The 26,175-nt window shown below is 64.5% G+C and carries 17 protein-coding genes and 2 pseudogenes; 16 read left to right on the forward strand and 3 right to left on the reverse strand.

Features of this window, described 5'->3' with window-relative positions:
• Positions 1-6 precede the first annotated feature (6 nt).
• Together EHO50_RS08755 and EHO50_RS08760 are read left to right on the forward strand one after the other, a co-directional pair.
• On the forward strand, positions 7-1,035 hold the full coding sequence (locus tag EHO50_RS08755; protein ID WP_128429316.1) for a cysteine synthase family protein: 1,029 nt from the start codon (positions 7-9) through the stop codon (positions 1,033-1,035).
• A 5-nt stretch (positions 1,036-1,040) separates the two neighbouring features.
• Positions 1,041-2,444: an MATE family efflux transporter gene (locus EHO50_RS08760; RefSeq protein WP_128429317.1), complete on the forward strand. Its 1,404-nt coding sequence runs from the start codon at positions 1,041-1,043 to the stop codon at positions 2,442-2,444.
• Between the two features lie 498 nt (positions 2,445-2,942).
• On the opposite strand, the gene EHO50_RS08770 is transcribed toward EHO50_RS08760, so the two are convergent.
• Positions 2,943-3,881 carry an aminoacyl--tRNA ligase-related protein gene (locus EHO50_RS08770; protein ID WP_246101076.1) on the reverse strand — a complete coding sequence of 313 codons (939 nt, stop codon included), beginning with the start codon at positions 3,879-3,881 and terminating at the stop codon, positions 2,943-2,945.
• 501 nt (positions 3,882-4,382) lie between these two features.
• Here EHO50_RS08770 and EHO50_RS08775 point away from each other — a divergent pair.
• The 5 genes from EHO50_RS08775 to EHO50_RS08795 all read left to right on the forward strand — a co-directional run bounded on the left by EHO50_RS08775 (position 4,383) and on the right by EHO50_RS08795 (position 9,031).
• Complete coding sequence (locus EHO50_RS08775) at positions 4,383-4,688, forward strand: hypothetical protein (protein ID WP_128429318.1); 306 nt, start codon at positions 4,383-4,385, stop codon at positions 4,686-4,688.
• Complete coding sequence (locus EHO50_RS08780) at positions 4,685-5,383, forward strand: SDR family NAD(P)-dependent oxidoreductase (RefSeq protein ID WP_128429319.1); 699 nt, start codon at positions 4,685-4,687, stop codon at positions 5,381-5,383. The genes EHO50_RS08775 and EHO50_RS08780 overlap by 4 nt, the downstream gene beginning before the upstream one ends.
• Before the next feature lies 1 nt (position 5,384).
• Positions 5,385-6,764, forward strand: coding sequence for a class I adenylate-forming enzyme family protein (locus tag EHO50_RS08785; RefSeq protein ID WP_128429320.1), 1,380 nt, complete (start codon positions 5,385-5,387; stop codon positions 6,762-6,764).
• Positions 6,765-6,819: 55 nt separating this feature from the next.
• Positions 6,820-8,535, forward strand: a complete 1,716-nt coding sequence (gene cmlS / locus EHO50_RS08790; RefSeq protein ID WP_128429321.1) for a chloramphenicol-biosynthetic FADH2-dependent halogenase CmlS — start codon at positions 6,820-6,822, stop codon at positions 8,533-8,535.
• Between the two features lie 316 nt (positions 8,536-8,851).
• Positions 8,852-9,031 (forward strand): hypothetical protein, encoded by a 180-nt coding sequence (locus EHO50_RS08795; RefSeq protein ID WP_425472147.1) that lies wholly within the window; start codon positions 8,852-8,854, stop codon positions 9,029-9,031.
• Between the two features lie 48 nt (positions 9,032-9,079).
• On the opposite strand, the gene EHO50_RS08800 is transcribed toward EHO50_RS08795, so the two are convergent.
• Positions 9,080-9,751: a TauD/TfdA family dioxygenase gene (locus EHO50_RS08800; RefSeq protein WP_220096424.1), complete on the reverse strand. Its 672-nt coding sequence runs from the start codon at positions 9,749-9,751 to the stop codon at positions 9,080-9,082.
• A gap of 543 nt (positions 9,752-10,294) precedes the next feature.
• Between EHO50_RS08800 and EHO50_RS08805 the strand changes: the two genes are divergently transcribed.
• From EHO50_RS08805 to EHO50_RS08840, 8 genes and pseudogenes are all read left to right on the forward strand, one after another.
• Entirely contained in the window at positions 10,295-11,389 is a 1,095-nt protein-coding gene (locus tag EHO50_RS08805; protein ID WP_128429323.1) for a phosphopantetheine-binding protein, read from the forward strand.
• A gap of 107 nt (positions 11,390-11,496) precedes the next feature.
• Positions 11,497-12,201, forward strand: a complete 705-nt coding sequence (locus EHO50_RS08810) for a thioesterase II family protein (RefSeq protein ID WP_164904792.1) — start codon at positions 11,497-11,499, stop codon at positions 12,199-12,201.
• Positions 12,198-14,474: an amino acid adenylation domain-containing protein gene (locus EHO50_RS08815; RefSeq protein ID WP_128429325.1), complete on the forward strand. Its 2,277-nt coding sequence runs from the start codon at positions 12,198-12,200 to the stop codon at positions 14,472-14,474. Before EHO50_RS08810 ends, EHO50_RS08815 begins: the two co-directional genes overlap by 4 nt.
• Positions 14,475-14,502: 28 nt before the next feature.
• Complete coding sequence (locus EHO50_RS08820; RefSeq protein WP_246101077.1) at positions 14,503-14,751, forward strand: MbtH family protein; 249 nt, start codon at positions 14,503-14,505, stop codon at positions 14,749-14,751.
• Positions 14,752-14,754: 3 nt separating this feature from the next.
• Positions 14,755-18,003 (forward strand): non-ribosomal peptide synthetase, encoded by a 3,249-nt coding sequence (locus EHO50_RS08825; RefSeq protein WP_128429327.1) that lies wholly within the window; start codon positions 14,755-14,757, stop codon positions 18,001-18,003.
• Positions 17,967-18,335 (forward strand): acyl carrier protein, encoded by a 369-nt coding sequence (locus EHO50_RS08830; RefSeq protein WP_128429328.1) that lies wholly within the window; start codon positions 17,967-17,969, stop codon positions 18,333-18,335. Before EHO50_RS08825 ends, EHO50_RS08830 begins: the two co-directional genes overlap by 37 nt.
• Positions 18,336-18,414: 79 nt before the next feature.
• Positions 18,415-22,593, forward strand: coding sequence for a condensation domain-containing protein (locus tag EHO50_RS08835; protein WP_128429329.1), 4,179 nt, complete (start codon positions 18,415-18,417; stop codon positions 22,591-22,593).
• A 267-nt stretch (positions 22,594-22,860) separates the two neighbouring features.
• Positions 22,861-23,415 (forward strand): annotated as a pseudogene (locus EHO50_RS08840) (transposase family protein); the annotation flags it as partial.
• Positions 23,416-23,442: 27 nt separating this feature from the next.
• On the opposite strand, the pseudogene EHO50_RS44855 reads toward EHO50_RS08840, so the two are convergent.
• Positions 23,443-23,913: pseudogene (locus EHO50_RS44855) on the reverse strand (hypothetical protein); the annotation flags it as partial.
• 912 nt (positions 23,914-24,825) lie between these two features.
• Between EHO50_RS44855 and EHO50_RS08845 the strand changes: the two are divergent.
• Positions 24,826-26,106 (forward strand): ATP-binding protein, encoded by a 1,281-nt coding sequence (locus tag EHO50_RS08845; protein WP_128429330.1) that lies wholly within the window; start codon positions 24,826-24,828, stop codon positions 26,104-26,106.
• Positions 26,107-26,175 lie beyond the last annotated feature (69 nt).

Raw genomic sequence — 26,175 nt, forward strand, 5'->3', positions numbered from 1 at the left:
CATCCGATGGACAAGGCGCTCTCGCGTCCCTCCGTGGTCAGCCGGGTCTCCGACCTCATCGGCCACACCCCGCTCTTCGAGCTGTGCCGCACCGACACCGGCAGCCGACTGCTGCTCAAGCTCGAACAGTTCAACCCGACCGGCACCGCGAAGATCCGCATGGCCCGCCAGATGGTCCTCGACGCCGAGGACCGCGGCCTGCTGCGCCCCGGCGGCCGCGTCGTCGAGTCCACCTCCGGCAACACCGGACTCGGCCTGGCCGTGATCGCTGCCGAGCGCGGCTACACCTTCACCGCGGTCGTCGACCATCACGCCGCCGCCGACAAGCTGCGCGGCATGAAGGCGCTCGGCGCCGAACTCGTCTACGTCGCCGAGGAGGGCGACGAGGAACTGGCCACGGCCGCCCGCGAGGAGTTCGCCGAGAAGCTGGCGGCCGAGAGCGACAACGCCTACTTCACCGAGCAGCACAACAACCCGGCCAACGGGGACGGTTACCGCCCGGTGGCGCATGAACTCGACGCCGCCCTGGACGGCCGTATCGACATATTGATCGGCGCGGTGGGAACCGGCGGTGGGCTCTTCGGGACCGGCGGCGAGCTGCGCAAGACCGTGCCGGACGTGCGGATCGTCGGGGTCGAGCCGAAGGGATCGATCGCCTTCGGGCCGCCCGCCCACGACTACTACCAGTCCGGCACCGGCACCCCCGAGGGCGCGACCATCGGCGCGATGGTGGACTACGACCTGCTGGACGAGGGCGTGAAGGTCGGAGACGTGGAAGCGTTCGCCACCGCACGGGTGGTGGCCCGCCGCACCGGGCTCCTCATCGGCGGCTCCGCGGGCGGAGTCGTGTACGAGGCACTGACCCGCATGTCCTCTCTCGCACCGGGCACGACTATGGTCGCGCTGATCAACGACGGAGGCGAGAAGTACATGGACACCGTCTTCGACGACGACTGGATGCACGCCCGTTCCCTCATCGACCCGGCCGTCGAGCGCGAGATCGACGAGCTGCTGACCAAACTCCGCGAGAACTGACACCGATGCCCACACCGCTCACCACCCTGCTCCAGGACAGCCGCGCCCTGGCGACCCTGGCCGTACCGCTTGCCCTGACCCAGCTCGCCCAGGTCGCCCTCACCACCACCGACACGGTGATGATGGGCCTGATGGGCGCCGAGGCACTGGCCGGCGGCGGCCTGGCGCTGGTCATCTTCAACCAACTGCGCACCATGGGCGTCGGCCTGGTCACCGCCGTCGGCAACCAGGTCTCCGCCGCCTCCGCGCGCGAGGACGAGGACGACGACCTCACCGACGCGGCGGCGGAGGAGGTCCGGGACGTCGTCCGCGCCGCCCTGGCGCTGGCTACCCTGGCCGGCGCCGTCGGCGCGCTCGTCATCCTGCTGATCGGGCGAGCCGTCGCCTACCTCGGCCAGGACCCCGAGGTCGTGGACACGGCCTGGCCGGTCCTGCTCGCCCTCGCCCCCGGCCTGATCCCCTGCCTGTGGTTCCAGGCGATACGCCAGTTCACCGTGGGGCTGCGCCGCCCGCAGGCCCTGCTGCGGATCACGGTCGCGTCGGTCGCCGTGAACGTGGCCCTCAACTGGGCGCTCATCCACGGCACTTGGATCCTGCCCGAGCTGGGCCTGCCCGGCATCGGCGTCTCCACCTCCCTGGTGTACGCGCTGACCTGCCTGGCCCTGTACGCCTCCGCGCGCCGCGACCCCCGGCTCGCCCCGCTGCTGGACGTACGGATCTGGAAGGCCCGCCCGGCCACCCTGCGCCGCCTGACCGGCCTCGGCGTGCCGATCGCGGCGACCTACGGCTCCGAGGCGGGCTTCTTCTCCGTCGTCGCCCTCCTGATCGGCACGTTCGGCAGCGCCGCCCTCGCCGCGCACACCGCCGTCAACCAGCTCATCTACATCGTCTTCCAGATCGCCGTCGGCCTGTCCCACGCCGCGTCCCTCAACGTCAGCCGCGAACTCGCCCTGGACCGGATCGCCGCCGCCCGGCGCATCAAGAACACGGCGCTGGCCTGCGCGGCGGCGGTGATGGCCGTGGTCGGCGTCCTCTACCTCACCGTCCCCGGCCTGGTCCTGCGCCCGTTCCTCGACCCCTCGGCCACCGACGGGCACAGCGCCACGGACATCGCCACCAACCTTCTTCTCATCGCAGCCGTCCTGCAGTTCTTCGACTGCACGCAGAACATCGGCGTCGGACTGCTGCGCGGCCTGGACGACACCAAGAGCGGCTTCCGCATCACCCTCGTCGGCTACTGGTTGATCGGCCTGCCCGCCGCCTGGCTCTTCGGGCACCTCGCCGGGTGGGAGACGGAGGGAGTCTGGCTCGGTCTCCTGACCGGCCTGGCCGCCACGGCCCTCCTCCTGCTGCGCCGCTACCACCAGTCCCTGAACCTCCGGGTGGCCCAACAGCCGGCTGTCGCCTGACGGCTGCCAGGGCCGAGGTGTCCAAGTAGGCACGCGAGCCGCCATGGTGTGGGGTGCCGGTGCCGGTGCCGGTGCCGGAGGCGGAGGCGGTGCCGGTGCCGGAGGCGGTGCTGCGCGGACTCGGACGGAGCGGCCAGGAGGGATCGCAGGGCGGGGGAGTCCTGGCCGTTCAGGGTGAACACTCCGGGCTGCACCTGCCGGGCCCACCCTCACTCCATGAGGCGTTTCGCCTTTGGTAGTCCGGCGCCTCCATGCCTTCGGCCCGCTGCGGCACCACCGCCACCGCGCTCCGCGCAGGCTCCGCGACAACGCAAGACGGTTCGGCCAGCACCTCAGCCACCGTTGCACGGGCATCCAACAGCCGCTGAAGCGCAGCCTCCGCCTCGCCGAGCGCGGCCCGCAACCGCGCGACCCTCTTCCCGGACCTTCTTCTCCCGAGCCTCCAGCAGACCGAGCACCGACGGCACCAGTCTCCCGCCGTCAGCCGGAGGTCACCAGTTACGCCGCATGTCGGACTCGACCCAGTTGGGCCGGCCAGTCGGCAAGACTGTCGCCGTGCTGGTGTATGAGAGCCAGGACGATGCGCTCCAGACCGAAGGCCGCGCAACTGCTGTGTGCCGGGCCACCACCTGGAGCGCCGATGGCGAAGCGCAGCCCGAGGTGGTCCTTGTGCAAGTTGACAGAGGCGATCGCGGTGCCGTCGTCACCGTCGCATACGGGGGCGACGAACTCGTACTTCAGACTCTGCTGCAGCTGACTGGACCGCATGAAACGCGCACCGGGTCCGAAGAACGGATCGCTGGCAGCCTGGACCTGTACATCGAGCCCGATATCGGTGAACAGCCTGCGACAGCGTTCCATCCAGTCCGCACGCCAGCTGAGTGCGGTGTCTTCGGTACCTACAGCAACGAACTCACGCATGCGGAAGGAGCGGAACCGGCCGACCTCGCTGGTCTCCTCATGCCGGTAGCAGGAACCAGCCACGTCGAAGTACTGCGATGCCTCCAGGGTGCGGTCGGCCATGGAGGGATAGAGGCTGTAGCAGGCGGCGGGGGTAAGCACAGCTTCGGTGGGCATACGTGCATCCTCGCCGGGCATGGTCGACTGGGCGGTGCCCGGCGGGAGTGCGTGGACCGCGGCGAGGAGGTGCGGGAAGGCTTCGGCGTACTCGGCACGCTCGATATGGGTGCGAGGCATCACAGGGGCGAGAAAGGAAGGGCCGGGAGTGCCCGTCGGATGGGTGCGCGTGAGTGTTTCCTGCAGCGCGGAAACCGCGGACTCGAACTTCGCCGTGAAGCCGAGCAGGCCCGCGACGCCTGTGGGCAACAGCCAGCCGGAACTGATGAGGCGGGCAAGTGGCACATCCGCATGCGCTTCCTCGACAGGATTGGCCGGCAGCGTGCCGTCCACCGGCTCCGTCGTGGCGTGGGAAGTCACGTCTGTGAACTCCTTCGGTTGGTCGGGTTGCAGGACATGTGATCGTCAGGTGGTCTGGGCCCCTCGGAGAGGCAGATTTCGACTGGAGATCACCCAGACTGTCCGCAGGCGCGGCATCGGCCGCGAACAGGAAAATGCAGCACCGCCGATGTGATTGTCTCGATCTTCACCCCCAGTACGGCACCGGGAACTCGCACGGGCCAGGCAGCGCGGCGGCAATTCACCTGCCGCCGGCCTTGCCTGTCGCGGCAGAGCGGCACCGCCTAATCGAACCAGCACAGCACCTGGGCGCCCGGCCGTGCTGATGCTGCGCCGACGGACGGCTAGTAACGCGCACTTCGGAGAAGTACGAGCCGCAACCGAGAAACCTCTCTGAGTCGAGAAAGCCTCTCTGAGTGGTGTGCAAGTGTGCAATGGGCGCAGTTGCACGGACCTTGCGTGCACCTCGCCCCTGTGCCATAAAGATTCGGATACCGGGGTCCGACGTGGGGAGTCTCGACTATGACCGATCGAATCCTGCAACTAATTGTGGCGACGATCGAGGGGATCAATGAAATGCGCGAGGAAAATATCCCCACCGACAATATATTCGACCTGTGCCTGTACGGCGATAACGGGGTATTCGAGTCGATGTATCTGGTGGCATTCCTTTCGCAGCTGGAAGAGGGACTTGAGGACGAGTTCGGCGTGGAAGTGTCGCTCGTTTCTGAAAAGGCCGTTTCTCTGCGGGTGAGCCCGTTCAGCAGTGTCCGTCGATTGATAGGATTCATTGAGGGGGAGCTGCACCTGGCTGGCGCGACCGCATGAATATCTTGATCACCGGTACGCGCACTGGAGTTGGTAAGTACCTGGCCGAGCACTTCCTTGAATCGGGCCACCAGGTCATCGGCTGCAGCAGAAGGCCCTCATCCATCGAACACCCGAAATACCATCACCATCAAATAGACCTCTCGGAGATTTCTCAGGTAAAGAGGATGTTCCGGGAGGTTCGTCACGAGCATGGCTATCTCGATGCACTTATCAACAATGCCGGCACGTCCACCATGAATCATTTCATGACGACTCCGGACGAGACAGCGAGGAGAATCTTCGACCTCAACTTCTTCGGAGTCCTGAACTCCTGTCGGGAAGCGGTGAAGCTGCTTCGCAAATCGAGGGAGCCATCCACGGCAATCTTGAACATTTCCACGGTTGCCGTGCCGTGGGCACTGGAAGGGCACCTGGTGTACACGGCCAGCAAGAGAGCGGTCGAACAGCTCGTCTGGGTCATGAGCAAGGAGCTGGCCGGGTTCGACATCCGAGTCAATGCGCTCGGGTTGCCTCCGGTGCGTACAGTCCTGACCAGGACGGTATCCCAATCGAAGATCGATGCTCTGGTGGAGCGCCAAGCCATACGCCGAATGTGCACAATGCCCGATATTTTGGGCCCTGTCGAGTTCCTCATAGGCCGGCAGTCGGCATTCGTCACAGGGGAAACCGTCATGCTTGGGGGAGTGCGCTGAGATGCGTGATGAATTAATTCGTCGCTTCGATGACTTCGGCACCCGCATCGCGCTGTACGACCAGCAGGTGGCCTTCACATATGCCGACCTCCTGGACCGGATCCGTTGGACTCAGACTCAACTCAGCGCACACGGCGTGGCGCCGCACGACACGATCATCGTTCAAGGTGACCACTCGCTGAACTCCATTGCGGCACTCTTCGCGTTGTTCATCAACCGGAATGTCGTCGTGCCGGTCTCCACCCTCAACGATAAGAACCTCGAAGCCATCACCGAGTACTGCAATCCCAAGTACCTGGTAAAGCCGGGCATCGAATTTGATGTGCAGGCTCTGGAAAAGCCGAATCGGCGTTCCGCAGATTTGCTCAGTAGTCTCAGTGCTCAGAACGCCGCCGGTCTCGTGCTGCTCAGCAGTGGCAGCACCGGCACCCCTAAGCTCATTCTGCATAATCTGGACGACTTGATCGGCGAGAAACTTCAAAAGCGCCCTCGACGCCGATCAAAATCGTTGAATATTCTGATGGTCCTGATGTTCGACCATATCGGTGGAATCAACTCCTTACTCAGCGCGCTGCTCGTCGGCGGTACTGCGATACTTCCGCACCAGCGTGTCCCGGAAGAGATTTGCCGACTGATTCAAGAACATCGGATACTTGTACTCCCCACCAGCCCAACTTTCCTGAACCTCATCATGGTCGGCGGCTACCATCGCATGTACGACCTCAGCAGCCTGCGCCTCATCACTTATGGCACTGAGCCGATGTCCGAGGAACTACTGAGGCGCGTCAATGAGTGCTTTCCCGGAGTAAGGCTGCTGCAGACCTTCGGCACGAGCGAGACCGGTATCGCCACGACCACGAGCGAGTCCTCTACCAGCACATACTTCAAGATTTCTGATGCCAATGTTGAATACCGAATCGTCGATGGCGAACTGTATTTGAAATCCAGGACTCAGTTTCTCGGGTACCTGAACTACACGGACGCCTCCCTCACGGAGGACGGCTGGTTCCGGACGGGGGATCTTGTCGAGGAATCCGCAGACGGCTACCTCCGGATCAAGGGCCGGGCCAAAGAAGTCATCAACGTGGGAGGGGAGAAGCTGCTACCCCTTGAGCTGGAATCCATCCTGCTGAGCAGCCCGCTTATCGAGGACTGTACGGTTTATGGACGACCGAACGCCATCACCGGTCAAACGGTATGCGCAGATATCAAAGTCAAGGATGGGTTGTCCCGCGCGGAGATTCGGAAACACGTCATCGAGTTCCTCACGGGCCGCGTGGAACCGTTCAAGATTCCATCGAAGATCGCCGTGGTCGAGAACCTCGAGATATCAGGCCGTCTCAAAAAGGTGCGCCCTAGTCCAAGAAGCAACCCGGCCTGAACAGCATCACCTGCACAGCAAATGACCTGAATTTGTCCAGTACAGGGAGAGTGTGATGGCACGATCGAAGGTTTCCATCATCGGGGGCGGTCCGGCCGGCAGCGTTGCGGCCCTCACCCTGAACAAGCTCGGCCACGAGGTCACCATCTACGAGAGGAGCCGATTCCCGCGTTACCGCATAGGTGAGTCCCTACTGCCGGGAACCATGTCGATACTGAGTCGACTCGGCCTCCAGGAGAAGATCGAAGCCCAGAACTATATAAAAAAGCCCTCTGCTACCTTTCTCTGGGGACAAGGTCAGGCACCGTGGACTTTCTCGTTTGCGGCCCCCAAGGTCACTCCTTGGGTTTATGGCCACGCCATCCAGGTTAAACGAGAAGAATTCGACAAGCTCCTGCTTGACGAGGTCAAGAGTCGTGGAATCACGGTGATCGAGCAAGCCAACGTGACTGAGGTAGACGTATCTCGAACGGACGGCGTATCTCTCACCGCACTCCGGAACGGCGAAACCCTTCACCATGAAAGTGATTTCGTCATCGATGCGGGTGGTGCCGGTGGTCCGCTGGCTCGTCAACTCGGCGTGCGGCGTTACGACGAGTTCTACAAGAACTTCGCAATCTGGTCCTACTTCAACCTGAGTGACCCTTTCAGTGGCGACCTGAAGGGCACCACGTACTCGATAACGTTCGAGGACGGCTGGGTCTGGATGATCCCGATCAAGGATGATCTATACAGCGTTGGTATCGTCGTCGATCGTGACAAGGCTGCTGAAGTCCGTAAACTCGGCGCGGAGGAATTCTACCGAACCACCCTCGCGAAATGTGCTGGCGCCACAAAGCTTCTCGCGGGCACAGAAATGGTGGACGAGGTCAGGATTGTTCAGGACTGGTCGTATGAGGCCGAACGATTCTCCGCGGAGCGGTACTTTCTTTGTGGCGATGCGGCATGCTTTACCGATCCGCTGTTCTCCCAAGGCGTGCACCTGGCTTCGCAGTCCGCGGTTTGCGCGGCCGCTGCGATCGACAGGATCACTCAGGCCGAGGACGAGCAGGAGGAAGTCCACGCATGGTATAACCGTACCTATCGCGCGGCCTACGAGGAGTACCATGAGTTCCTCGCGTCGTTCTATACTTACGCCTCCTTCACCGAGCCGAACTCCGAGTTCTGGCGCAAGCGGCGGATCACCGAGTCCGACGACGAGCGTCTGAGCCGGCGAAAGTGGTTCGAGAAGCTCGTGGACAACGGCCAGGAAGGCACCGGATCGACGGTTCCCAATTTCCGTGATCGAGCCGCCACGATGATTTCCATCGGCAGGCATCAGCGCGCGACGCTCAGCGACGAGTTCTCCGAGGCTGAGTTGAACGCAGCCCGGGTCCGGTGGATCAGCGACCTGACGAATCGGCTGAACAGCATAACCCGGCTGCGCTGGACCGGAACCAAGGCCCTGCTGAAGCCGCACTATCGCGTCGCCCCGCAGACATTTCGTCTGGAACAGCGAGAGATTCTTTCCAACCAGGACGGCTTGGACATGGCCCAATACCCCATGGACGAGCAAACCCTCCAGGTGTTCCAGGAGCTCGTCGAGGAGGAGTTCGGCTACCGTGCCCTGATCAAGCGCCTCCGCAGCGCGGGCCGGCACGAAATTAGCAGCCAACTGGTACTGCGCCTCATGGAAGCAGGCCTCCTGACTGGCTACGACAAGAATGGGGACCAGGTTGTCGTCGAAAGCCGACTGCACTTCGGCGGCGTCGGGGTGGAGTACGAGGTATGACAGGGGACATGTGTAACTGGGCAGGTCTCGGGAGGATGGCTGAGAAGCCCCGTTAGCTTCGATCTTTCGTGAGGGTCCATCGGCGGAGTCGGTGGGCCCTTTCGCTTTGCGGAGCTGATGCTGGGCGGGCTGGTGGTGCCGAGCTGAGCGGCCGCGGAGAACAGGCGGAATTGCAGGCGGTGGGCTCGGTGGCCCGGGTTCTGTCACGGGCTGGCCTGTGCGTCGATCTCAATGGCTGGGGTCCAGGCCGGGGCGGGGACCTGCAGTACGTCGTGGGTGCCGGCCGCGGAGTCGGTGCGGATCAGGGTCTGGCGCCTTGCAAGAGCTGGGTCGGCACCGGCTTCAAGAACACCGTCGTCGAGCACGGGGCGAAGCCGCCCGCGACTACGAGACCCTGCCCGGCGGCTCCGAGGTCGTGATCCACATCGCCTCGATCGACAGCCGCGCCAAGCGCACAACGGACGAGACCACACCCACCTGGCTAGGAACCTACTAGGAAATATACGGCAATTCGCCTATACCAAAATCCCGCTCAGTGCGCGATTCACATCAGGACAGCGCCGCCCCCCGGTCGTCGTGCTCGGCTGCGCCGATTGTCCAGGTGCACAAAAACCCTGTGGAGCCAGCGATCGGTCCCGTCATACCGCGGTGTGAATGCGCTGCGACCGTGCACGACGAGGCGGTTGTCCAGGAACACCATGTCACCGTGCCGTAGATGGAGTGCGGACCGGACGGCGGCGAGAGCTTCGCCCAGCCGCGACATCGCTTCGGCCCCCGTGTCGTCCAGGGCCGCGGTGGCATGGAAGTCCACTCGGATATCCGGGTCGTCGATGTCCCCGCTGAGCAGCGGATGTGGCTCCGTCTTCTGCTCTGATCGGAATGACGGCGGTGGGCTGGTTATGAATCGGTTCTCGCACAGGATCGCCCGGTCTTTGTCGGACAGTAGCGGGAGGGCTTGGCGGATGCTGGCAACGTACGTGCCCACTTCCTCCTGGTGTGCGGGACGCAGGCACAACAGGCCGACATAGTCCGGTCGGTTGGGATGAAACGCGTTCTCCGTGTGGAATTGCAGAGAGACTGAGCCGCCATTGCTCTGCGAGTTCTCCAGCATTCGCACCGGCACAACGTTCTGGACCAGTGCCCCACGCTTCTCGTTGCGGTAGGCGACGATCTCGCCAAGCTGCAGGCCCACCAGCATTGCGATCGCAGCCGGCACTGTTGCCGAGAGTTCAGCGGACTCCGGAGCGCTTGGGGTTGGAGGAAGCGCGTCACTTGGGATCGGTAGTCGGCTGACCAATAGGAGTCCTTCGGGTCCCGGATCATTGCGATAGGACCTAACTGTCTGGAGCAGCCGGACGGGGAGCTCGCAGCCTGCGGACCGGGCTGCGGCGATCCACTGAGGGTGGTCTACGGCAGCCGTTTGCGTCCGGGTAAGGCGATTGGCCAAGACGGCTGTGTGCTCCGCCTCCTCCTGCGTGAGTCGAATCCGGTTGCTGTGGTGTTCCTGGTCGTCTGCCGCGATCGCTGTTCCTGCCGTAGCGTCCATATCTCTAATGTCGTCATGGGCCGCATGGGACTTTCCAGGCACGGAAGCGGCAAATCACCGTCCACAACTTGCCGCTTCGATGCCTGGACCGCGCAACGGTATGGCAGTGAAGGTTGGTTGCTGTCCACTGCATCGCGGCCTCCGCCAGCTTTTGCTGGCGGATAGGGCAAGCGGTGAGGCTGCGTGGCTGACCGACGGCGGGAGAATCACTAAATGACCAATGCAGTCGGCGGTCCGCCGAAACGCATGCCCACCCACATCATAGAATCCATGATGTGCTCTCTGTGGGGCGAGCACTTTGGCCATCCGGTTGGCCCCGATGACGATTTCTTCGAACTTGGCGGCGACTCGCTTGCCATCCTTGAGATTGTGCTCCAAGCGCGCAAGCTTGGGCTGGAGCTCCGTGCATCGCAGGCGCTGCGGCACCCTACGCCGGCACGGTTGGCGGAGTCGATCACGGTGCGCTCCCTCGACCGGGCTCCGGAGCGCCTGCTCTCTTTGGTCAGCGCCGCGGCACACACGAAGTGGCCGGAGATTGCGCTCGCCACGCGAAGCAGCACCGTGAGTGCGCTGACCAGTGACGAGGGATATGGAAGCCCGCTGGTCGTGATCCACTCGGACAGCCACCGCGTAGCCGAGCAAACGGCGCTTCTTCGTTGGGAACTTGGCCGTCCGATCCACAGCCTTCACCTGCCCGGCCTGGACGGTTCGGTCACGGACGGCGCAGGAATTGTCGCATTGTCGTACGTCCTGGCCGAGGCGGTAAACGCAAAGCAGCTGGGCGAGCCGGTGTCGATCGCGGGTTTCGGCATCGGAGCGGTGTTCGCCCATGAGGTAGCTCGGGCGCTGCAGGCAGCCGGAAGGCAGGTCGATCTGCTCGCGCTCGTGTCGCCTTCGCTGCCGGGTGTTGCAGTGCCACCCCGTGACGCCTTGTTGCGCGAGCGGGTCGCGGTGCTCGGTGGCCGGTTCGGGCTGGGAGACGGTGCCGATGGGCGCGATCTGCTCCATCAGGCGCATGCGGCGGGCTGGTTCGAGGACGTCGAATCACCAGAGGAGCTGGTTCATCGGCAAGCGACCTGGGTGGAGCTTACGTCTGCGGTCGCAGAGCGGCAGTTCGACGGCTTCCACCGCTACGACGGGCCGTCGCTGCTGGCCGCGGACGGAGCGCGTCAAGTGGTCGCCGAAAAGGCATGGGGACCTGGATTGACCTCTATGGAGGTCTGCCAGTTGGACCACGGGCTGGAGTCGCCGGCGGGTGCGCTGCGCGACCCGCGTCTCGCTGACGCGCTGCGGAAGGGACGTGTGTAGTGAACCCTGTTCCATCTTCTTCTGAACGGGCTGCAGCCGAAGTTGTTCCGGTCGATTCGAAAAGGGAACGACGTTGGTTCGCCCGACCGCGAGTGGTCCCAGATCCTTTGCTGCGACTGGTGTGCTTTCCGCATGTCGGCGCCGGCGGTGCGGCGTTCAACGCGTGGGCGGACCTGCTCCCTGCCGAAGTCGAACTGTGTGCTGTGCGGTTCCCCGGACGTGAGAACCGGATGGGAGAGCCACTGCTGGACGAGCCTGAGCAGGCGGTAGACGCAGTGCTCGCCGCAATGTCCTCTCTACTTGACCGGCCGTTCGTGCTCCTCGGGCACTGTTCCGGCAGCGTGCTGGCGTATGAATGCGCCCGTCGGCTTCAGCTCTCGGATGGTCCGGCGCCGGTTCTGGTGGTGGTCTCGTCGGCGGAGGGGCCATCGGTGCGAAACGTCAGAGATCCCTTGCACCTGTTGCCACGGGACGAGTTGCTGGCCCGGGTGGTGGGCTATGGCGGGATGGCGCCGCAGGTGCTGGCCGACCCAGATCTCATGAAGATGGTCGCGCGGGTGATGCGAGCGGACTACCGCGTGGTCGAGCGGCTGCAGTACTCGCCCGGACCGCCACTTACCACCCCCATCGCGGTGCTCGGCGGGCGGCAGGACCAGTTCATCTCGGAGCAAGCGCTCAGGGCCTGGGCGGCGGAGACGACCGCCGGTATCTCGGTGCACATGCTGGACGCCCCGCACTACCTGCTCCAGCATGCGGCTGCGCTGGTGGCCGACCTGATCGGTGAGCTGCTTGACGTGGAGGCTCAGGCGTGACCGAGTCTCAGGTGATGTCACTACCAACGGCATGGCGGTTGGTGGACGCGGCAGAGGTCAACAGCCGGTGCGAGGCGTTGATATCGGCCGAGAGGCTGGTCGGCGTCGGCGTCGGCGTCGGCGTCGACGGAAGGCGCAAGGACAAGGATGCCTTGCTGCCGGCGCTGCTCGCGGTTCATGTCAAGGTCCTGGACATGCTGTGGGAGGACCGCCGGTTCCGTACCGCCGTCCGCATGGCCGGCGGTACGGAGCGCGAAGTACAGGTGGACTTGTGGCAGGCGCGTACGTGGCACGACCTGGCCTCAGCGTGCGCCTCGATGCTGGGCGGTCTCGACTCCGTCGCGGACGGTCCAGTCAGGTTGACAGCCACCGGTCCGGCTCATGACGACTCAGCAGCACGTGTGCTGTTCGATGTCGAAGGACTTTCCTTGACGGCCCGCTCCGCCGGCGATGACGGGAACGACGCAGCAGGCACGCCTCAGGCCAGGTACGGGCTAGTAGTCTCAGCGCGGAAAGACGGGCTGCTGTTGTCCGCAGACAGCCGTGCCCTGTCCCCGGCCGCATTCGGCAGACTCAAAGACCTGTACAGGTGCGCTCTGGTGGCGTCCGCAGCCGATCCCGACGGGGATGTGGGCACAGCATGTCTGCCGGACCAGGAACGGCTGGCCGTGCTCGGGAAGTGGAGCTCGGGCCCCCAGGTAGAGCGACCGCGCAAGACAGTCCTTGACTTGTTCCAGGCGCAAGCTCAGCGGAGCCCTGACGCCGTCGCGGTGCGGAGTGACGACGCGGTCATCACCTACCGGGAACTGGACGAGCAATCCGACCACATCGCTGAATTGCTGGCGGAGTGCGAGGTGGGCCGGGACCGACCAGTGGGCGTGTCGCTGCGCAGTGGCCCCAGCCTGCTGCCGGTGCTGTTCGGCGTGTGGAAGACAGGCGCCCCCTATCTGCCGCTGGATGTAGGTCTGCCTGCCAGTCGACTGCACGCGATGGTTGCCTCCGCACGCTGTCAGCTTGTAGTCACATCCGCCAGCGACCTGCCGATATGGGACTGCGTCGAAGGCGTGAGCACCCTCGTACTCGACACCGCATTGTCGCTGGACCAGAGACGTTCCTACGGCACCGCCGACAAGCTCAGCCCTGCAGTACGGCCGAGCCCGGGGAGCCCGGCATACGTGATGTACACCTCCGGGTCCACCGGTCGTCCAAAGGGCGTGCTCGTACACCACGCAGGTTTGGTCAACTATGTGCTGTGGGCGGCCGAGAACTATGCCTCCCGGGGATCAGGCGGTTCGCCCTTCTTCAGTTCCATCGGGTTCGACCTCGGTGTACCCAGCCTGTTCGCGCCGCTCATTGTCGGGCAGGCAGTGCACCTGCTGCCTGATCCGCTTGATCCGGCGGACCTGGGCACCCTCCTCGCAAGCAATGGTCCGTACAGCTTCATCAAGTGCACCCCCGGCCATCTCAACATGTTGAGCCTGGAGCTGGAGCAGCTGGAGGCGTCCGGTCTGGCCGGTGTGCTGATCGCGGCGGGTGACGCCTTCACTGGTGAACTGGCAAGGCGTTGGATCGACCTCGCCGGGCCGGGCGGGACCACGGTGGCGACCGAGTACGGCCCAACCGAGATCACGGTAGGAAACTCGGGTCAGCAGGTAGGCGATCCCGACCCCGACGGTCTGATACCCCTGGGCCGGCCAATTCCCAATACGACGATGTACGTGCTCGACGAGATGCTTGAGCCGGTTCCCGTCGGAGTCCCGGGTGAAGTGCATGTCGGTGGTGCGGGTGTCGCTTACGGATACCTGGGAGATCCCGCGCTCTCGGCGGAGCGATTCCTCCCCGACCCATACGGCGCTCCCGGGTCTCGGCTCTACCGGACCGGCGATCGCGCCCGCTGGACGGACTCGGGTGACCTGGATTTCCTCGGTCGCACCGACCATCAAGTGAAGGTCCGAGGCTACCGAGTCGAGGTAGGAGAGGTGCGCGAGGCATTACGCCGCATACCGGGGGTTGCTGACGGGGTCGTGACTGCGGTCGGCCACCCCGCGCGCTTGGCCGCATTCGTTGTTCCCGAGCCGAACCATCCGCCGAACCTCGCGCAGGTGCGGGCCCGGCTTTCCCGCGAACTCCCGGACTACATGGTCCCGTCCGACTTGGTGGTCGTAGCGGCCCTTCCATTGACTGCCAACGGCAAGGTCGACAGAAGCGAACTGGAAGCCAGGCTGCCAGATCTCATCCGGGCAGCGCGACGTAATGCCGGCCGTCGGGAGTGAAAGCGAAGATGCCAGCGAAAGGAGCACAGTGAACAAGAACCCTTCCGAGCACGACGCGCTGTCGGAGCCGCTCTACCAGGTGGTGTTCAACGACGAGGAGCAGTATTCCGTGTGGCCGGCGCATCGTGAGCCGCCGTCGGGATGGCAGCGCGACGGCTACACCGGCACCAAGCGGGCTTGCCTCACCCGGATCGCGGCGGTGTGGCGAGACCTGCGTCCGCTGAGCGTACGCAGCACTGAGGGTTTGGCTTCGCCCGCATCGTCCGTGGGGAGGTAGATCATGTCTTTGATGCTGCCGGAACTCATCCGGGACTCATTCCAGCGATATCCGGAATCCCCCGCCGTGATTTCCGGTGACGGAGTCGTTACCTATCGCGAGCTGGGTGTCCGGGCGACGCAGGTGGCAGCCGCCCTCCGCGCGAACGGCGTCGGCGCAGAGTCGACGGTCGGAATCCTGGTCGCTCCAGGCCCCGGACTGGTCGCCGCAATTGTGGGGACCTGGCTCGCGGGTGCTTGTTTTGTGCCGGTCGACCCGCTCGCTCCTGTGGAACGCCAGGCCTGGGTAATTGAATTGGCCAACACCTCCGCGCTGCTGACCGACGGTCAGTCATGGGTCGAGAATGTTGGGGCGAAACTCCCGGTCATACAGATCGAAGCGCCGAACCCAGCGCCGAACCCAGTGCCGGAGGCTGCGACAGCGGCCTACGTTCCTGCTGGCCCAACCCCACCTCGCAGTGCTGCGTATATGTTGTTCACCTCCGGCTCGACAGGTACGCCCAAAAGGGTCGTAGCCGAGCACGCAGGGATTGCCAACCGTGTGCAGTGGGGGATCCGAGCGTTCGGTATGACAGCGGAAGATCGATTCTTACAGAAGACTCCGCTTACCTTCGACCCCGCAGTCAGTGAGATCATCACGCCGCTCGTCATCGGTGCGCCAGTGGTCTTCGGTCGTCCGGACGCCGGGCGGGACGCGACCGCCTTGGTGGCATCCCTGGCCGAGACCGGCGCGACGGTGCTCCAGATAGTCCCTTCGATGCTGCGCCTGCTGGCAGTGGAACCTGGCCTGGAGGACTGCCGCAGACTGCGCGTCCTTGTCAGCGCTGGTGAACCGCTGCACGCCGAGCTGTGCCAGCAGGTCCGCAAACGACTCGACGTCGATATCTGGAACGCTTATGGACCTACGGAGTGCACGATCGACGTCACGGCGGCCCGGTGTGAGCCCGAGCGGGAGACCGGGCCGATGCCGATTGGCCACCCCATCGACAACGTGCAGGTGCGGTTGATACCGGCTGGGGTCGAGCCCGGCGAGAGCCCAGAACTTGGCACACAAGGTGATACGGACACGTTGTTCGAGCTGTATGTGGCCGGTGCCGGTGTCGCTCGTGGATACGACATGGACCCCGCCCAGACCGCCGAGAGATTCGTCCCCGACCCATTCGGACCGCCCGGCGCCCGGATGTACCGAACCGGCGATCTGGTGCGTCAAGTCGCTGATGGCAGATTGACATTCGCCGGGCGAGTAGACAATCAAATGAAGATCAACGGCGTGCGGATCGAACCCGGCGAGGTCGAGTCGGTGCTGGAACGCCATCCGAAAATAGTCGCAGCCGCCGTCGCGCCCATCGATGACTCGAGTGGCCACCGCCGACTCGGTGCATGGATCGTGACCACCGACGGCGATGAGCCGGCCGACCTGATGAGCGTTCTGCGCAGCCAGTTACCGGCCCCCTTCGTGCCGTCGGTCGTCCGCACTGTTGTCGCGCTGCCCGTGAATACGAGCGGAAAGGTCGATCGGTCACGGCTTCCGGAATCGACCCCGACCGGACTGACGTCGGGGCGCCCTGCCACGGCGGGTAGCACGGCCGTGGTACCCGGCCACGATCTGGACTCGTCCTGCTCGGTGACTACTGAGCAGACACTGGTACTTGCGGCCTGGCGGGAGGTACTGGGCATCGACGAAGTCGCGCTCGACGACGACTTCTTCCGCCGCGGAGGCAGCTCCCTACTCCTGACCACGCTCGCTGCCGTCCTGGCCGAGGCGTCCGGTCCAGCACCAGATTTTCGGGACCTGTACCTCGCGCCCACTCCGCGGGCACAGGCTCGGCTGCTGGCCGAGGCGTCCCAGGGCCAGCCGATTGATGCTCTGCCCGAGGGGGCGCGCATCCCGCTGTCCGCCGGCCAGGAGCGCTTCTGGGTACAGGACCGAATGAACCCACGTAGCGCCGAATACCTGCTGCCGGTCCTGGTGTGGTTCCCGTCGGACATCAGCGAAACGACGTTGCGCCAAGCGGTAGGGCAATTGGTGTCCCGCCACGAACCACTCCGGACGCGCTATGACATGGACTCCGCCGGGCTGCACGCCGTTGTCCTGCCTGGCACGGAACAGCGCACCACGCGTGTACCCGTGTCCGGCTCGACTGAGGCAGCGTTCACTCCGGACTTCGAAACTGTCGACACAACGCCGTCCGATGTCCTCGGTCAGGTGCGAGCGGCTCTCGCGGAAGGCTTCGACCTGGTCTCAGCGCCCCCCGTGCGCTATCGATTGATCCGCGATGGAGGGGCTGAGCAACTTCTGGTCCTGGTGTGCCACCACATTGCCGGAGACGGCTGGTCCGCACGGCTGTTGGAACGTGACCTCCGTGAGTTCGTCGAGGCCATCCACGCAGGCAGGCCGTCGGCCCTGCCCACACTGCCCATCAGGTACCGGGATGCCGTGGCCTGGCAGCGCGACCGCCTCACCCCGCAAGTGGTCTCCGAGGAGCTTGGCTACTGGCGTCGCGCTCTGGCAGGTATCTCACCGCTCGCCCTGCCCGGGGCGGAGATGCGGAAGCCGGTTCGTGGGATCGACGGTAAGAGTGTGGAGACAGCGGTATCTGCCGAAGTCGCCGCGGCTTTGCTCGCGGTGGGCCGGGAGACCGGGGCATCGGCCCACACTGTGTTTCTCACGCTCTGGACCGTGCTGCTGGCTCGGTTCGGTGGGTCGTGGGACTTCGGCGTCGGCACCCCACACGTCGGACGTGATCGCACCGAAATGAACGACATTGTCGGCCTGTTCATCAACGTTGTGGTGATCCGAGCAAGACTGACGCCGGATATGCCCTTCCGCGTGGCCGTAGAACGCGTCGAGCAGGTGCACCGGGAGTCTTTCGCCCGACACATGGTGCCCTTTGAGCAGGTGCTGGATGCTCTGAAGCCGGAGCGCGACCGGTCGCGCACCCCCGTGTTTCAGACGCTGTTCTCCCTGAGCGGGGACGGGCTGGTCGGCCAAGAGGTGAGTGACCGAGACCAGCGACTGCTCACCGAGGGACGGCGAGTTGCGCGGACAGACGTCGCACTGACCCTGTGGCCGCGCGCAGCCGGTGGGTTCGGCGGGTTCGTTGAGTATGCGGTCGACGTGGTGCCCGATCACACTGCGTTCGAGCTGGCGGAGCAGTTCCAGTTACTGGCAGGTGAGTTTGCGGTGGACCCTGATGCCGCGGTCGGGGTTGCTGGATGTACAAGTCCGACAATCGCGAAGGGACCGCGCTGATGGCGGAGCAAACCGAGAATCTGGAGCCGCCGATCTGCACCGGCAGTGGCGATGACACAGCAGCTGCCGTGAGGGCGAGGGATACGTCGCCGTTGGCCGACACGGTACTCGACCTCATACGCGAAATGCTCCAGCAGGATGACGTGGGCGCCGACGACGACGTACTGAGCCGCGGCGGCAATTCGCTGACAGTCGCGAGGCTCCTGTGGAGCATCCAGAACACCTTCGGCGTGGAAGTGTCGATGCAGGTCTTCTTCGACGATCCAACTGCTGCCGCGCTCAGTGGCGAGGTCGAGCGGCTGCTTGAGGCACAGGATGCGTGTGCCGGTTGAAGCCGCAGCGGTGATTCACCGTGCCAGTCAGTTCACAGCTCGAGGCCAGCATTAATGCGCGGGAATAGGTGAGATCAATATGGTGTCCAACCAGATCGACCATGGGCTGGGAGCTCAGCCGCGGCAGAAGGCGGATCGGCGCCGGCAGCAAGGGGCTGAGGCGCGCGGGATTGTTGGCAGGACGGACCGCGACCGGCCATGCCCTCTCTCGGCCGGACAGCGGCAGATGTGGTCCTTGCAGCAAACAAACCTTCGCAGCCCGGCTTACCTGATGCCTTGGGCGTTGCGTATCACGGGCCCGCTGAATCCTGAGGCACTGCGTCTCGCGTGGAAAGACCTGGCATCCCGGCACGAAATACTGCGGACCTGCTATACGGATGCGGGACCGGAGAGCCCTCAAGATGTCGTCCAGAGCGTCGCCCCAACTGCCGACCCGGCATGGCAAGAGATCGATCTGACACCCCTACCGGCGCCCCGCCGTGAGAAGCGAGCGCGAGAGATAGTCAATTGGGCGCAGGCTCGTCCGTTCGACCTGACGGCAGAACAGCCGCTGCGAGTGACCTTGATCAAGCTGAGCGACCTGCTCCACCTGATGGTGGTGACTATCCACCACATTGCCTGTGACGGATCGGCCCAGATCGGTCGTGAGCTGGGAGAGTTGTACGAAGCGCGGGTGACTGGACGGGCAGCCCGGCTACCCGAATTGGCGTTGCAGTACTCCGACTTCGCGGCCTGGGAGCACGCCAATCTGACCCAAGAGCGACTCGAACCGCATCTGGCCTACTGGCGTTCCACACTGGCCGACGTAAGCGAATTGCCGCTTCCGCTCGACCGGCCACGTCCGAGCCGGGCGGATGGACGCGGCGGGGCGGTCACAGTGGAGATCTCGGCAGCGACTTCCGACGCGGTGCGCGCGCTCGCCGCGGCTCGACGGACTACCCCATTCGCGGTGTTGCTTACTGCTTTCCATGCGGCGCTAGGACGGATCGCGCAAACCGACGATGTCGCGGTCGGACTGCCCGCAACGTTAAGGACGCTGCCTGAGCTGTCCGACACCATCGGATACATGGTGAACACCATCGTGGTGCGGGCGCATCCACGTCCGGGCGTGTCGTTCGGTGAGCTCCTGGACGAGGTGCGCACCGGGCTGCTGAGAGGGCTGGACCACCGAAGGGCTCCGTTCGCCCATGTGGTCAACGACCTCAACCCGGTGCGTACGCCGGGCGTGAATCCGCTGTTCCAGGCGATGTTTGACATGGCTGAGCCCGACGATGATGCGTTTCGCCTGCCCGGCCTCATGGTGGAGAAGCTGACTCTCGCAGAGACGCCAGTGGCCAAGTTTGATGTGAACCTGCATGCTGCCGTTCTGCCGGACGGCCGGTTCGCGGGGCGGCTGGACTATGCGGCGGATGCAATCAAGGAGGAAACAGCAACCACGTGGGCCGAGTGCTGGCGCGCAGTACTCGAGGACGGGGTGCGCGATACCGGGGCGCAGGTGGCAGAACTGGGGACTTCGTACGCCTTGGTCGATGAGCAGCGCACCGTCCCTCCGAATCCTGAAGAGCCCGTTGCTGAACCGCCGGAGGCCGCGCTGAATCCTCCGTCGGAGGCGTTGGCAGTACAGCCACGGCATGCTGGATCGCCGGAGCGTGTGGCCGCGCTCGTGGTGGAGGCCTGGGCGGAAGCATTGGGGTCCGACGACCCGGATCCGGACGACAACTTCTTCGATGTGGGCGGAGACTCGCTCCGAGCTGTCGCGCTGGCGGGCCGGCTGCGCGACGCAGGATTGGACGTGTCGGCGACCGACCTGTTCGCGTTCCAGTCGGTGGCCGAACTGATCGCAGCCGTTTCCAGTCGTGGAGCGGTAGAGCGCCTGCCGGACCCGGTCGAGCCGTTCGCGCTGATCGGCGCTGAGGACCGAGCGGCGCTGCCGGCGGACGTGGTCGACGCGTACCCGTTGGCCGCATCACAGCTCGGCATGCTGGTCGAGTATCGCTCCCAGCCGATGCTCAGCACGTACCAGGACACCACCTGCTACCTCATCCACGACGACACTCCGCTCGACGTCGTGCTCCTGCAGCAGGCCATGCAGACCGTAGTGGACCGGCACGAGGCGCTACGCACATCCTTCGACCTGTCCGGCTATTCGGTCCCGTTGCAGCTGGTGCACCGCAACGCAGAGATCGCGGTGAGGTCGACCACGATGTCTGACGGCGAGCCGGAGGATTGGCTGCCCGTGCTCAAGGATTTCTGTGCGGCCGAACGGCGGGCACCGATGAAGCCAACGTCGGCTCCGCTCATCCGGGTGCACGCACACAAGCGCCCCGATCGGACTCGATGGTGGCTGAGCGTGACGGAATTTCATCCCATCCTGGAGGGATGGGGCTTCAATAGCATGATCATGGAGACTCTCACCGTATATCGCGCGCTGCGCAACGGGGAGCAGCCAGTTCCACCGGAACCCGTGCCGTTCCGTTACGCGGACTACATCGTCACTGAGATGAAGGCCAGAGAGCGCGAAGAAGATCGCGCCTACTGGAGTCGCACTTTGGAGGGGTGCTCCGAGCCGCGGCTTCCGGTCAGCTGGCAGGATCTGCCGTCCGTCGCCAGGAGGCGGGACAAATACTTTGTGGACCTGCGCGACCTGGACGTCGAGCTGCGACGGCTGGCCGAACAGACCCGCACCTCACACAAGGCAGTACTGCTCTCCCTCCACCTCACCGTGATGCGGATCGTCGCGGGTTCGGAGAGGTTCTTCACCGGTCTTGCGTGTGACGCAAGGCCGGAGGCGGTGGGGGCCGACCGAGTATTCGGCATGTTCCTCAACACCCTGCCGTTTCGGATGCCCGAGGGGCAACGAACGTGGGGCGAGGTGGTGCATGCGGTATATGATCGGTTGACCGAAATGTGGCCGCACCGTGTGTACCCGATGCCGTTGCTGCAGCAGGAATTCGGGGGCGCCGACCGTCTTTTGGACGTGTTCTTCAACTATTTGGACTTCTACCAGCTCGATTCGGATCTCGTCGACGGTGAGCTGATCTACAACGACAACGTCAACGAGTTCGGTCTGCACATATTCACCGCGCCAGGGATGCTTTGCCTCAATGTGGACAATCATCTGCTGAGCCCTGAGGCTGCCCCGGTGCTGGTGGGGTTGTACCGTCGAGTGGCCGAAGAGATGGCGCTGGGACCGGGTGGTTCGGTCCACGACGTTGAGTTGCGGCTCGCCGCTGATCAGCCTGATCCGGGAGGGCTGGTCCGGTGGGCAGGCGGAGTCGGAATCGGCGGAAACAGAATCACATCCGTATTGCAGCAACTGACAGGGCTCCCCCCAACGGCAGCCCGCTCCGCGGCGGTGTCTTGCTCCGCACGCATTGCTACCGGAATATCTGTCCGGGTGCTGGGCCCCGACCGGCTACCAGTGCCGCGTGGCGTCTCGGGGGATCTGTGGATCGGAGGGGCAACCTGCCCGCTACCGATCGCGCCGGCGCACGGCGTTCACGATGGGGCCTCGATCCTCGGGTGTGAACACGTGGCAGACCCGATCTCCGAGCTTGGCACTCCTTTGCATCGGACTGGAGTGGCTGCCCGCACGGGGCTCGACGGTGCCCTCGAACTGCTCGGCCATGCGGAACTCGATCCGGATGACGCGGCGCTGTGGCCGGAGCAGGCGGCGACTGCGTTGCTGCAGGTGCGTGAACTGATCGACCGTCATCCGTCAGTGCGCGACAGCCAGGTGCTGGTCCGCACGGACCCCCAGGAGAACCCACGCCTGATTGCCTACGTGCGGCCGGCCGATGCAACGAACGTGGACGTGGATTCCGTTCGGCGCTGGCTTGTCGATCGGAAGATACCCCGACGTTTCATCCCGGAGTCGTGGACCACGCTCGAGGAATGGCCGCTGCGCTCGGATGGCACGCTGGTGTTCGACGATCTCCCGAAGCCCGTCACAAGTTCTGTAGAGGAAGTAGGCCGGCGTCCCTGGGACGACGTGTTCGACAAGCTGCTGCGGGACGTACTTGCCCCTGAACCTTCATTGCCGCCCGACGACGTCACAGATGTCTCGCTCACCGAGCTAGGACTGGACTCGATGCGCATCGTCGGCTTGCTGGTGGCAATTGAACAGGCGTACGACATCACCATCTCGGAAGACGCTCCCTTGATGGAGATGTTCCGGACCCCTCGAACGCTGTGGGAGGCGGTGGACCGGATTCGCACAGGGAAGGCAGCGCCGGCTGAGCCTCGATCCAACGGGTGACGGATGGGCGAGGAAGGTCCGAATTGAGTTAGGTGCCCGCCGCGGGGTGCTCTCGCTGGTCGCTGCAGCAGGCGAAGCTGACCAAGCGGGCAACGGTGTTGGGATGGCCGCCGGTCGGCGGCCAGAGTGTCCCGAGGCGAGATAACCGACGCGTCCGCGCTGCGCGGGCCGCAGGTCCAATTCATGGACGCCGCGTATGGGGACATGTGGCCTGGCCAGCGACGGGCAGAGGGGGACCCCAGCACACCCCAGTGAGACGATCTTGCTGTGGCTGGCGTGATCACGGCGTCCGAGCCGTCCTGGAAAGCCCCGTTCACCGGGCTGAGCCCGCGTCAGTTCAGCAAGCTGATCACCGCGTTGCGGCGCGAGGGGGCGGACCCGGTCCGCAAGGGCCGGCCCTGGAGCTTGCCGCTCGAAGACCGAGTCCTGCTGCTGGCCGCGTACTGGCGCACGAACCTCACCCCGCGGCTGCTGGCACCGCTGTTCGGGGTGTCGAAATCGGCTGCCGACCGCATCCTCGACCACCTCGGGCCGTCGCTAGCGCTTCAGCAGCGCAAGCGGTTCCGTAAGGACACCGTGCTCATCGCAGACGGCACCCTGATCCCCACCCGCGATCACACCATCGCCGAGCAGTCGAAAAACTATCGGTACTCCACCAATCACCAGGTCGTCATCGACGCCGACCCCCGCCTCGCCGTTGCCGTCGGCCGGCCGGTGCCGGGTAACCGCAACGACTGCAAGGCATGGGGACCCTCCGGCGCCAAGGACGCCGTTGGTAGGACCACGGTGATCGCGGACGGCGGCTACCGGGGCACCGGCCTGGAAAGAGGAACACAACGCCACGCCGACACCGTTCTCGTCGAGCAGTTCGGCGGGCGTGCCCACGAGGTCGATGACGATCGCGAAGAAGCGGGAGTCGATCTCGTCCTGGGACATATCGACGGCACCCACGCGTTCGGTCTGGGCGACGGGTTGCAGGTCTCGGTGGCCCCAGCTGACAGTGACGGGGTGGGCCAACTCGGCTGCGCTGGTGGTCTGTTCGCAGAGTGGTGCCGTCCCAGGTGAAGTCCCTCTGCTCGGCGACCGTTTCACCGTCAGCGGCCAGGCGCTGCTTGGCCATGCGACCGCACCGGCGCCGGCCCAGCGTGGGTCGTGGAGGTAGCGCCAGTGGGTACCGTCCGGGGTGATGACGGAGGTGAGCCGGTCCTCCGAGTTCCAGGTGTAGTGCCAGGTCTCGGGCTTGCTCAACAGCCGCGCCTTCTGACGCAGGGGGATGCGGCCCGCCGCGTCGCGAGCATGCCCGGTTCGGTGGAAGGCCGTCGGAAAGGGCCTGGTCACAGGCACCTCGCTGGCGGCCTACCCGACGGCACGCCGGGGGCTGCTCCGGCTGGATTGGTACTGCCGGGCTCCGGGAGCACTGGGTGGTCTGGGCTGCAGCTTCTGCTCGGCATCGTGGTGTCCCTGGCCGCGAACGTCGCGGCGGCTCCCGCGCTGGCCTGGCATCCCGTGCAGGTGGCTGGGTGGCCGAGGTGGCGCTCTTGCTACCCGTCGAGCTGCTGCTTCACCGGCGTAGAGCGCGCAGCGTCGTGCGGGCCGAGTCCACCGGTGTGGAAGCTGTGGGTGATCAAGGGCATCCCCGCGCTGCCGGAGCCTGACGAGGAACGGCTGCGCACAGCCGTGGCGAGAAGCTCCGCCTCCCTCTGCCGCCAGATCCTCCTATATGTGAACGATGGCGATATTCCCCAACCTGATCGACGTGGGGGTAGCGGTGGACTCCAGGTGAATCGGTTCAGGATCTGGCGGGCGGGTGAGGCGTCAGCCATTAAGTTCAGGCCGATTCTCGGGTCGTCGATTCCGGAAGCTAGAAAGCGCTTACTTTGGTTCTGTGGGAGTTTTGAGGAGTATGTTCTGGTCATCCCGTTTATGTGTCATCGATTGGTAATGCATTTCTAATGGGACAGTAAAATCTTGAAGTGGCTTAGATCAATCGAAGCCCGCCGATAGGCACTTTCCGGCTGCGTGGGGCTGATGGAAGCATCGCTAGGGCTCCGCCTGCACTTTGCGGGAAGTTTGGTGCAAAGAGGATAAGGGTGCACGAAAGTCCGCGCTCTGGCTGCCGGGTGGGCGGAGAGTGTCCGCAGCTGGATTGAATCGATTCATTCTATAGGACGCGGCTTGCTCAGTGATCGGCAGGCCTCATGGGACTGTACGCCTTGAGTGAAACGGGGATGCATGGTGCTGGCGAAGCAAGTCGTGATGCTCAGGAAACGGCGGGGCTGGACACAGGAGCAACTGGCCGAATACTCGGGGCTGAGCGTACGAACGATCAGGAACCTGGAGCTGGGCCGGGTGCAGAACCCGCGTCAGTCGTCGGTTGAGTTACTGGCGCATGTGTTGAACGTGCCAGGGGGCGTCATGCGTCAGACGAGTCCTGTGCAGGTTATGAGCCACTGGCGTGGGCCGCAGCCGCCCACGACACCGCTCATCGGGCCGCCGGCGGTGCTTGAAGAGCTTGAAGAGGCCGTTACGAGTCATCGGTTGACGACGCTTACCGGTCCCGGGGGAGTGGGCAAGACACGGTATGCCTTCGCCGTGGCGTCCAACGTGAGCGAATCATTTCGCCATGGCGTCGCCTTCGTGGAGCTCGGTGACCTCACCCTGGAGCGCTCTCGCAGCAGTGACTGGACAGCAGCCATCCTGCAACGGATCGCTGAGTGCGTCGGCAGGCAAATGCCAAGTGTGGGTACGGCATTCGATTCAGATGCCGCCGTATCTGACTTCGCAGGTGAGGGCGAGGACTGCAGGTGGCTCCTCGTCCTCGACAACGCGGAGCACGTACCAGCGGGTGTCGCTGCCGCTTGCCGTCTGCTCCTCGGCAGATTTCCAGGACTGCACATCCTCATCACGGCGCGACGTCGGCTGACGGAAAGGATCGGGGTCAACCAGGAGATTCGGCCCCTCGAAGTCGGGGGCAACGGCGAGGGTTCCCAGCACGCGACCGCGGTGGAACTCGTGCTTCGGCACCTCGGTGAGGACTTCGCTACTGCGGCAGGTCTTGGGCACGATGTATCACCCCTGGTGGAGCTGTGCCGACGACTCGGAGGCATTCCGCGCAATCTGGAATTCGCGGCTGAGCAGATGCGGGCTGTGCCGATCGAGACGCTGTTGGCGGAGGGGCCCACGGTGGAGATGCTGTGGACCAACGATCACGGGCTGCTTCCTCACCAGCGATCCGTCGCGGAGAGCATCCGCTGGGACCTGGATCTGCTGACGGAAGTTCACCGTGACCTCTTGGAACGCCTTATGCGGTACGAGCGCAAGGAGTTCACGGTCAAGGAAGTTATGGCAGAGTCTGTGAGACTTGGCGTGCAGGGGCCTGCGGCGCCGCTCGCCATACTCTCCGAGCTCCGTGAATTGTCACTGGTGCTTGCCGACCCTGATTCCCCTTATCGTTACCGGCGAGCCCCGTTCGTCCATGAAGCCTTGGTGGGTAAGCCTGTCACTTCAATATGAGTCGGAAAGACCAGGTTGGATGTCAGGAAGGTATTCGGCGGACGTTCCGAATCTGGTGCCCATCAGTCG

Origin of the sequence: Streptomyces cyaneus (assembly GCF_004028635.1) — a bacterium.
Taxonomy (GTDB): domain Bacteria; phylum Actinomycetota; class Actinomycetes; order Streptomycetales; family Streptomycetaceae; genus Streptomyces; species Streptomyces cyaneus.